Annotated in this window: 7 protein-coding genes; 4 read left to right on the plus strand and 3 right to left on the minus strand. The window is 61.1% G+C overall.

Annotated elements, in window-relative coordinates:
* Positions 1-7: 7 nt before the first annotated feature.
* Complete coding sequence (locus tag H6650_22550) at positions 8-520, minus strand: SET domain-containing protein-lysine N-methyltransferase (GenBank protein ID MCB8954794.1); 513 nt, start codon at positions 518-520, stop codon at positions 8-10.
* Between the two features lie 378 nt (positions 521-898).
* On the opposite strand from H6650_22550, the gene H6650_22555 reads away from it, so the two are divergent.
* The 3 genes from H6650_22555 (at position 899) to H6650_22565 (ending at position 3734) form a co-directional block, all read left to right on the plus strand.
* Complete coding sequence (locus H6650_22555) at positions 899-1462, plus strand: hypothetical protein (protein MCB8954795.1); 564 nt, start codon at positions 899-901, stop codon at positions 1460-1462.
* 159 nt (positions 1463-1621) lie between these two features.
* On the plus strand, positions 1622-2320 hold the full coding sequence (locus H6650_22560) for a response regulator transcription factor (GenBank protein ID MCB8954796.1): 699 nt from the start codon (positions 1622-1624) through the stop codon (positions 2318-2320).
* 4 nt (positions 2321-2324) lie between these two features.
* Positions 2325-3734 carry a HAMP domain-containing protein gene (locus H6650_22565; GenBank protein MCB8954797.1) on the plus strand — a complete coding sequence of 470 codons (1410 nt, stop codon included), beginning with the start codon at positions 2325-2327 and terminating at the stop codon, positions 3732-3734.
* Positions 3735-3763: 29 nt separating this feature from the next.
* Here H6650_22565 and H6650_22570 read toward each other — a convergent pair whose 3' ends face one another.
* Together H6650_22570 and H6650_22575 are read right to left on the minus strand one after the other, a co-directional pair.
* On the minus strand, positions 3764-4375 hold the full coding sequence (locus tag H6650_22570) for a hypothetical protein (protein ID MCB8954798.1): 612 nt from the start codon (positions 4373-4375) through the stop codon (positions 3764-3766).
* Positions 4376-4548: 173 nt separating this feature from the next.
* Positions 4549-8220: a DUF11 domain-containing protein gene (locus H6650_22575; protein MCB8954799.1), complete on the minus strand. Its 3672-nt coding sequence runs from the start codon at positions 8218-8220 to the stop codon at positions 4549-4551.
* Between the two features lie 408 nt (positions 8221-8628).
* Between H6650_22575 and H6650_22580 the strand changes: the two genes are divergently transcribed.
* Positions 8629-9558 (plus strand): hypothetical protein, encoded by a 930-nt coding sequence (locus tag H6650_22580; protein ID MCB8954800.1) that lies wholly within the window; start codon positions 8629-8631, stop codon positions 9556-9558.
* Positions 9559-9715 lie beyond the last annotated feature (157 nt).

Here is a 9715-nt window from a genome sequence, read left to right on the forward strand (position 1 = left end):
AGCCGGTCTAATTTTCCTTGAGCGCCGCAATGCGCCGCTGCAAATAGGGCGAAAAATAGCCCGCGTAACGCGCCTGCAACTCTGGCCGTTGCCAATCCGTGCCCCGCACCACGCCGCGGCAACCCGCCTGCCCGCAGGCGCACACAAACTCATCATACGGGCTGCCATCGCTCATCGCATAGTCGAAACAAATCTCTTCATTCGCCTCAATGTTCCGCATCGCCACCACCGCGATTTGCCCCCGCAGCCCCGCGTTTGGCTCGCAGCTATGGTTGATGTAGTCCCCTGCGTCTGGCTCGTCATTGGCGAATCCGACCAGATACAAATCTTCCTCAACCTGGACGCTGTGCGCCTGCTGCCGTGGCGACAACGTGCGCAATTCCTCCACGCCTACCACACGCCCGCCCCAAACCAGCAGCAGTTCGCCCGCCGCCACATGCTCCCGCGCAAACAGGCCGAAAACCCCCTTTTCCGGGTTAGGGCGCGCTTCCAGCTTCGCCGATATGAAGTTCGTTGTCATTCGCCGTATCCTCTGTTGACTTAGCCTGCGTCGCAAGCCGTTGCTCACATCTGCCCGCAATCGCGGCGCAGGCGGCATAGTCTATCTCAGGTGCGGCATACTTTCAAAGCACCCGCGCCGCGCCGCAACTACATTCCCTTTCCACATCTGCTTCACAACCTCTTCATATCTCTCCGTTATTCTATAAGCATCATAACCACCAAGCCTCAGAGGTCCATGTACCGGCAAACCTTCCCCGAAGCTGGATTCCTGACCCAAAGCGTCTCATAACAGTTTCCAGGAAGTTGTGGACAGATACGAGGCATCAAACAAAAACAACAGCGCGCTCCACCCAAAGCAAGCGCGCTACCAACTCCCGACCACACAAGGAGAAATCTCATGAAGAAGTTCCTCTTAACCGCAATCATCGTCTTTTCCGTGGCTCTCACGGCGACCTCCCTGACTATGGCGGATGATACGCCTACGGCCCAGGGCACGTTCCAGAATGGCTTCGTGGATGCAAATGGCGATGGTGTCTGCGATATGACGGGTGTTTCTCGCGGCCTGAAGGCCAGACTCGCCTACCAGGAAGCGGGAACCTTCGGCCCGAATTTTGTGGATGAAGATGGCGATGGCGTCTGCGACAATTGCGATGGCACGCCCAATCTGTACCGTTACCAAAATCAAAATAGCATGATGGCTGGCCCTGGCCCGAATTTTGTGGATGAAGATGGCGACGGCATCTGCGACAATTGCGATGGCACGCCCAATCTGTACCGTTATCAGAATCAAAACAGCACGATGACGGGACCTGGCCCCAACTTCGTGGATGAAGATGGCGACGGCATCTGCGACAACTGCGCCCTGCACCAGTATGACCACGATTTTGAGTATCAGTCTCCTGGCCCGCACGGTGGGCGGATGAACGGGAATGGGCAGGGAGGAAATGCCGGCAATCGGTAATCCCCACCTCCTCTCTCCCCAATAATTCCCCTGAAGAGGGAGCGGTTACAACCCGCTCCCTTTTCATGCCTATGTGGTTTCATCCATTAGCTTCTTCACCCCAACCCACCTATAATCGCCGGCAACCAACCACCAACTATCAACCACCAACCTCCCCTCATGACCAAACTCATTCTTGTCGTTGACGACGAACCAAAACTGACCAACCTCGTGCGCGGCTACCTGGAACAAGAAGGGTACCAGGTGATTACGGCGCACGATGGTCGCGCCGCCCTCTTTGCCGCCCGCGACCACCAACCCGACCTGATTGTGCTCGACTTGATGATGCCGGAGATGGATGGCTGGTCCTTTTTGCGGCAGCACCGCCAGGAACGCAACACGCCCATCATCATGCTCACCGCGCGCGTGGACGACGTGGACAAAATCATGGGGCTGGAAATGGGCGCGGACGATTACCTGACCAAGCCGTTTAGCCCGCGCGAGTTGGTTGCCCGGGTGCGCGCCGTGCTGCGACGCGCCCAACCGGCGGCAGAGCCGGAGTCGCCCCTACTGCGCGCCGGCGATCTGCTGCTGGACCCCACCGCCTACGAAGTGACGCTGGCGGGCGAACCCGTGACGCTCACACGCATGGAGTTCGACCTGCTGCACGCCCTCATGAGCCACCCCGGACGCGCCTTCAGCCGCCTGGAGTTGCTGGAACGGACGCAGGGCTTCGCCTACGATGGCTACGAGCGCACTATTGACGTGCACATCAAGAACCTGCGCAAGAAAATTGAGCCAGAATCCGGCAGCCCGCGCTACATCCTCACCGTTTTTGGCGTCGGCTACCGTTTCGCGCGGGACGAAGCAGGAGCATAACGCCGTGTTCAATCGCCTGTGGATCAAGTTGACGGCGGCCATCTTGCTGGTCGTGATCGTTGGCGTTTCCGTGGTGGCCCTGCTCTCCAATCGCGTCACCACGACCGGGTTCCAGCAGTTTGTAAACGAGTCCCAGTTTGACGATCTGGCGCAGCGCCTCGCCGGCTACTATCGTCAACAGGGAAACTGGTCCGGCGTGGAATTCTTGTTGGTGGCGGAGCGTAGTGGTGGGGGCGTCGCCTATCGCTTGTTGGATGCGTCCGGGCAGGTGGTGGCTTCCGCCGGAGCCGGGCGCGGACGGGCGATGAGCGGCATGACGCAGGTGGCTATGCTGCCCATCGGGGTGGATGGTCGGGTTGTGGGGACGCTGTTTGTGCTGGATGCCGGCAATGCCGGCACAGGCCAAAGCAACATGAACCAACTAAACCTGCACGCCACCGCCTTTCTGCAATCCGTGAACCGGGCGTTGCTGTGGGGCGGGCTGGCGGCGGTCGGATTGGCGCTGCTGTTGGGCGTCTGGCTGTCGCAGCGATTGACGCGCCCCCTACGGCAGTTGACGCAGGCCACGCACCGCCTGGCCGCGGGCGACCTGAGCCAATCGGTGGGCGTGGACAGTGCGGACGAGATCGGGGAACTGGCATCCAGCTTCAACCGGATGGCCCAATCGCTGGCGGCGGCGGACCGGCAGCGGCAGCAGATGTTGGCGGACGTGGCCCACGAACTGCGCACGCCGCTGAGCGTGATGCGCGGCCACCTGGAGGGGATGCTGGACGGCGTTTTCGCGCCCACCCCGGAGAATCTGACTCTGGTACACGAGGAGACGATCCGGCTGGGGCGGCTGGTGGACGAATTGCGCACGCTCTCGCTGGCGGAGGCGGGGCAACTTCCCCTGGAGAAGACGCCGCTGGACGTGGCGCTGTTGCTGCAACAGGCGTATGCCGCCTTCGTGCCGCTGGCGGAGGCGGAAGGCGTGCAATTGTCGCTGGACCTGCCGGCCGCGAGCGTGCCGCCCGTGCTGGCGGACCGGGCGCGGATGCAGCAGGTGTTGGGCAATCTGCTGGCAAATGCGCTGCGCTTTGCGCCGCGAGGCAGCAGCGGCGCGCCGCAGGTGACGCTGGGGGCAATGGTGGGCGCGGAAGGCGCGCGCGTGTTTGTGCGCGACAATGGGCCGGGTCTGACGGAAGAGGCGCAGGCGCGCGTCTTTGACCGCTTCTGGCGCGCCGATTCCGCCCGCAGCCGCGCGATGGGGGGCAACGGCGGCAATGGGGCCGGCTCCGGCCTCGGCCTCAGCATCTGCCGCGGCATCATCCACGCGCACGGGGGGCGCATCTGGGTGGCGAGCCAGCCCGGCGCGGGCACGACCTTCTGGTTTATGCTGCCACTTGTCGCGGCAAATGGGGAACCGGTGTCTTAAGCAGGCGGGTGGGACGATTGACGGTCCTGTCAACCGTCTTTTGTCGTCTGCAGGACGTAGCGAAGCTGGCGCAACTGCCAGACGATGCCGACGCCTGAGCCGAGGGTGGCAACGGCGGCGGTGATGAGGATGGTGAGGTTGCTGCTGCCGAGGTATTCACCGATGCCTTTGCCGAGGGCCATGCCGATGGCCCAGGCGATGGCGTTGATGATGATCCAGCGGCTCGCTTTTTCCACTTGCTGGTAGAGGACGAACCATTGCCCGCCGCCGAGGAAGAGGCCAAATATGGCTCCGTGCAGCAGTCCTTCGCGGAATTTGCCGGCAATTCCGCTCCCCACCGCGAATATCCCCGCCATGTTTGGTGCCCAGAAAAACGTCCACACCAGAAACGTGGCCACAATCCACCCCGTCGTCGCCGACAGGTAGCGCCCCAGCAGCCGCGCCTGCGCCAGCCCGGAGAAAAACCCCAAAATTCCCCCAAAGATTGCACCAAAAATCAGCGCGGGCGCGCGGTTCATCAGCGTCCCCACTCCCAGAAACATGAGGCCCATCCCCGCGCCCAATCCCACGAGCGTGTAAACGACCCACAGCAAGCCAAACCACCATTGAACCCGTTCACGCCGGGCGCCGATTTGAATCATCTTGTCTTGATACCTCGTATGGCGAGTTTCTAACTCGCCTCCTTACGTAGTCCGATTTTGCAGATCGGATGCCGCTATCCCGGGGTCCCATTTGGAAAATGGGACAACCCTCCGTCAACCTGGGGTCCCATTTGGAAAATGGGACAACCTTTTTAAGTAAACCCATCTCTGCGTCAAGGCCAGGTGGGTGGGGCGTCGGCATTGGTGGTGATCAGGTAGGGGTAGCCCAGACGCAGGGTGAAGTTATTGTTCAGGGAGTCGTTTATGGTGCGGGTGTACCAGCTTTGCGTTGCGGCGTACCAGGTCGCTACCCGCGTCACACCGCCGATGTTCGCCGCCAGATCGTCCGCCGTGAGCGTGAACGCGCCCACCTGGTCCAGGGGGATCGTGATCATTTGCCGGCGATTGGGCAGGAGCGTGTAGGCGATGTCGCCCGACTGTGGCAGCGCGCCGACCCAGGTGACGATGGTGGGGGCGTTGCTATCGGCCCCGATGAGGAGGGCGTCGCCGGGATTGACGGCGAAGTTGGGCACGCCCGTAGGCGAGCCGACGACGCGGATGCGCCACGCCTGGCTGACGGGGTTCCATTTGCCCACTTCGCGGATGCTTTGGTTGAGTGGGTCGATGGCGGCGGCCAGGTCGTCGGCGGTGGCGGGGAGGTTGTCGCCGGTGAGGGGGAGGCCGATGGTGGTGTAGGCGAGGGTGTCGCCGCTGCCGGCACGCAGGGCGTAATCAAATTCTCCCACCGTGACGGATGGCGCGCCGGGAATGCCGGCACAATTCACCCCCCGCACAAGAAAAGTGTAATTGACTTGGGGGTCGCCGATGCCCGTGCCATTGGGAATGGGGAAGTATGGGTCCGTGGTCGTGCCCAGGAGGGTTGTGCCGGCATTTTCCGCGGCAAAGTACGGCGTGTTCGGGGCGCTGCGCCACACCTCATAGCTCTGTGCCAGCGGCGTGGTCGCCCACGTCAGCAGCAGCGCATCGCCAAAACGCAGCGGCGTTACCGATGGCGCCATCGTGAGCGCGGTGGTGCAAAAAGGAGCCGTGGCCGTCTCGTCGCCGGGGTTGATTTCCAGACCGGGGCTGGCAGCGGTTGCCGCGTTCGCCAACGGTTCGGTGTTGGTGGCGGTAAGCTGCGCCGTCAGGGTGATGGCCAGGGATTGGCCACGCGCCAGGCCATTAACCGGGTGGAAGGCGAGTTCGCCGCCGGCCTGGTTGAGGTTGACGGGGGCGGAGGATTGGTAGGCGAGGAGGGTGAGTTGTGCCGGCATCACATCCGTGATCACAGCCGGCGCCGGATACAGTCCCTCGTTGTGTAGCGACAGCAAAAACGTCACCGCTTCCCCCACGTCCACCGCCGCTGTCAGCGTACTCTTCTCCAGGCTGAGATCAGGCCGCATCAACGGCATCGCCGGGTCGCCTTGCAGCGTAAACGTATACAACTCCGACTCATCATAATCCCCGGCGGCGAACAGCGTCTTGGAATATAGAATCGCATCCCCAATCGCCGTCTCCCCGTGTGCGAACAACCCCTCATACAAGCCCTCATGCAAAGCCGTGTGTTCATAGCTGAAGCCCAGCCCCGTGGAGGACCAATGCGCGGCGGAGCCGGCCCCGTCCCGTTTGAGGAAGGTCTCGCTGAGGGCGGGCAAGCCGGGGTAGATGAAGGAGCCATCCAGACAGTCGGCGCTGAGGATGACCACGGGACGCCCGGCGTTCGCCCACAGGTTGACGTCGGCGGTGTCCACCGCGCGCGCCGCCCACTCGTCAATCCCCCCGTGACCGCGATAGTTGATGATGAGCGTGCCCGTGATATTCGCGTGGTCGAAAATCGCGTCACGCAATTTGTCTCGCTCGCCGCCGGTGTTGGCCGCCATGCACACATGCGCTTGCGGGAAAGCATCCGGCAGTAAGGCCCCCGTCATCCCATTTTCCGCGCAGAAATCGCCGCCCGAATCCGTGTTATCCGCGCCGAAGAAGATGTTTTCCATCCAGGTGTCCGGCTGTCGCTGGTTGTCGTCATATTGCAGAATTTTATCAACCACGGCCTGCGCTTCGGCGGTGGTGGTGGCCGGCAAGCGGCCAATCGCCACGTCGGGGACCAGGTCATTCCCGGTGAGAAAGGCCATGGACGTGTCGGAAGCGATTTGCCCCTGGAAGCGGTCCACGAAGATCAGGTCCGTGGGCACGAAGTCGGTCTGGGGGGCCGTGGCGCTGCTGTTGCTCTCCAACTGGCGTGGATTGGCCGTGGCGTCGCCCAGCAGTAGGACGTAGTGGGCGGGGGTGGGCCAGGTGAGGGCGTGCGCCAGGTAGTTGCGAATGCCCGACGGCAGTGGCAGACCAAACGCATACTGGTTCAACACGTCCCGCACATCCACGACGTGCGTGCGGTAGCCGCCATACAGCGGGTCGGCGCGGTGGGCAGCTAACTGCACCGCCTGCGTGAGGAAATCGGCATGGCTGATGGCCAGCCATGCCGCGCCGCCGGGTGGATCCAGGTCAGGTGGCACGTACTGGCTGATGGCGAGGGGGGCGCGGATGTTGGCGCCGGTGGTGGCGATGAAGGTGGCGGCGGGGGGGTGGCTGCTGCCGATGCGGTAGGTGTAGGGGCCGCTGCCGCTGATGTCATCGGCGGTGAGGGGGATGATGACGGGTTGCAGGGGATTGGTGATGTTCCAGACGAGGATGTTGCCGGCATTTCCCTCACCATACCCTCCCACGCGAAACTCCCAACTGCCGCCTACTTCGTCGCTAAAAAGCAATTGGTCCCCACTGGCCTGATACTGGCGCTGATAATCAACCGTGACGCGGTTGGGATAGATGTAGTCCACGCCGCTGCCGGAGCCGGTAATGCCGGCAATCACCATGCTGGCGTGGTTGAGGCCATCGAGCAGGTCCGCCTGCGGCACAAGCCCGCTGATGTTCACATTCTTCAGCCCATACCACGATTCGCTGCCAATGATCTGGTTGTTCTCGTTAAATTTCAGGTTAATCAGGTGTGGGTAGCCGATGTTGTTGATGTACGGGTTGTCCCGTGACTGCACTTCCAGGGTGATGGTGGCAGAGGGACTGCTGGCGGCGGGGAAGGGCAGGGTGATGGGGTAGGTGGTTGTGACCTCGGTTTGCGTGCTTTTGCTGACGCGCTCAATGAACCAGGCGTCTGGCTCGTTGGGGAACTGGGGCCACTGGTTGGTCCAGGTGGGGAAGTAGTAGAACTCTTTTTCGTAGGTGATGCTGGCGCGCCAGCTTTCATCTACGGGGTAGCCGCCGGGATTGTCGCCGGTGGTGATGGCGGTGGGTGTGCCGTCGGCCCAAAGCCAGTAGACGTTGTTGGTGATGTATTGCCGCTCCAGGCGGGAACCGTGGAAGGCTTGCCCAAAGAAGCGGATTTTTTCGCCCGGCTCGAAGTGGGTGTCGCCGTCGCCGATGAATTGGTAGGCGACGTTGTCCCCGCGGTAGATGAGTTGGAGGGTGAGAGGGTTGATGGTGTTGACGGACATGCCGGCATCCGCCAACGCCGCATAATCCACCTCATAAATGCCATCCGCGTCCACCTCAATCCGGTACGTATCCTGACCCACCGGCAGCATTACGCCCGTCAGTGGCGGCGGATCCGCCGGCGCGGTCAACGGCAGCAGCGGCCCCCCATCCACGCGCCGCGCCGCCAGCCCTGCTTGCAGCGTCGCGTCATCAGCCTCCCCCGCGAAGGGCGTCAGCGTCTCCCCCGTCACCTTTGTGGCAGGCGCTTTCGCCGCCACGAACGGCGGCCACAATGCCAGTGCGCCCAACAGCAATCCCAACCACATTCCCCCCACGACAAAAAAGCCTCGAAATCGCGTCATGTCCATCTTCCTGAAAAGACAAGTCGTTGTCGTTCGCGCTGTTATGCAAGAGAAGAAGTCCCTCCGAGGAACATCGTCCCTAAGCTGCCAGGGTGTTTCTGGATAATTACGAACCGCGTTAGTCGCTTTGACGGGTAGGTGCTCGCCTCTACCTGATAACCAATTTCCCAGCGGCACTATTGCACCTTCAACCATCTGTCCGTTAAAATAACCTGGTTCCATGTTAGGTCACACCAAAGCAAGAGGCAAGAATTCAATTCAAGCGTTACCATTTTGTCATCATTTATGTAAATTCTCAATATTTCGGGGGAACCGCGGCCTGAGCTTGTCCATTGCCGTTGGTTTCGACAGGCTCAACCAACTTCGCCCCACTTTATTGAGAAGGTACTCATTTATGTAAAAATGCCCATGATTGCTCCCGAAGAATACAAGCAGGAAATTCAGAACATCCAGAAGAAGAGTCAGTTGCCGCCTATATCGTCCAACTTTGAAATACTGCAACATGTAAGCAAAATGGGCGATTTGCAGTTGGACCTGCGCAAGATGGCGCGGCGGATTAAGGAAGACGCCGCCGCCGCCATCCACACCCATGAGGAGACCAGTAAAAATGCTGGGGGCGGTTCGCTGCTCTCGGCTATTTTTGGCGGACGGCAACAAAACGACGCGCAAAAGCAGGCGCAACAGCGGCACAAGCAGTTGATGGCTGCCTACAAGGATGCGCTGAATACGGCGGGGGAGTTGTGTGATCAACTCGATGTGCGTAAGGCGGAGTTGCTGGCTTATCTTGATTCGGCGCTGGCGCGGTCGGAGACAATGCCGGCAAGCATGGCCGTGGCGGAGCCGGCCACGCCCGTGTATGAAACGGAACGCCGGCGTGTTGAGTATTATGCGTACATCAAGTCCCCGGAATGGCGAAAAAAGGCGGAGGATGCAAAGGCGCGTGCCGGCAATCGCTGTCAGCTATGCAACCGTTCCCGCGCCAAAGTCCAACTCGAAGCCCACCACCGCACCTACGAGCGTCTGGGCGACGAACGCCCGGAGGACATCACCGTCCTCTGCCGCGAATGTCACGAACTGTACGAAAGCAACCGCGCCAAACCCCCCATTCCCGAACCGCCCCAGGGTCATTGTCTACGCTGCGGCACGGACATCCCCCACAATCCCCAGGCGCCCTACTGCCCCTCCTGCTACCGCGTCTGGAAGCGATACGAAAACCACACCTTCGCCGAAAAATTCTGCCATAGCTGTGGCACATCCCACCAGACCAGCATGGCCCGCCCCCTCTGTCGTGCCTGTTACTTCGTAGAGAAAAACGGCCAGGACCCCGCCAAATCCTGAATCGCTTCCGGGAAGGTTTGATGGATTACAACCACCTTCCCGGAAGCTGTTTTGATGTTTTGATGTCGGGTTTGAATGTTGTAAGCTTCCGGGAAGGTTTGTGTGTTGAAGCAGCAACATGCTCTGCCAGGAACACCCAAAATACTTCCACTTCTTG

This window comes from Ardenticatenales bacterium (genome assembly GCA_020634515.1).
GTDB lineage: Bacteria > Chloroflexota > Anaerolineae > Promineifilales > Promineifilaceae > JAGVTM01.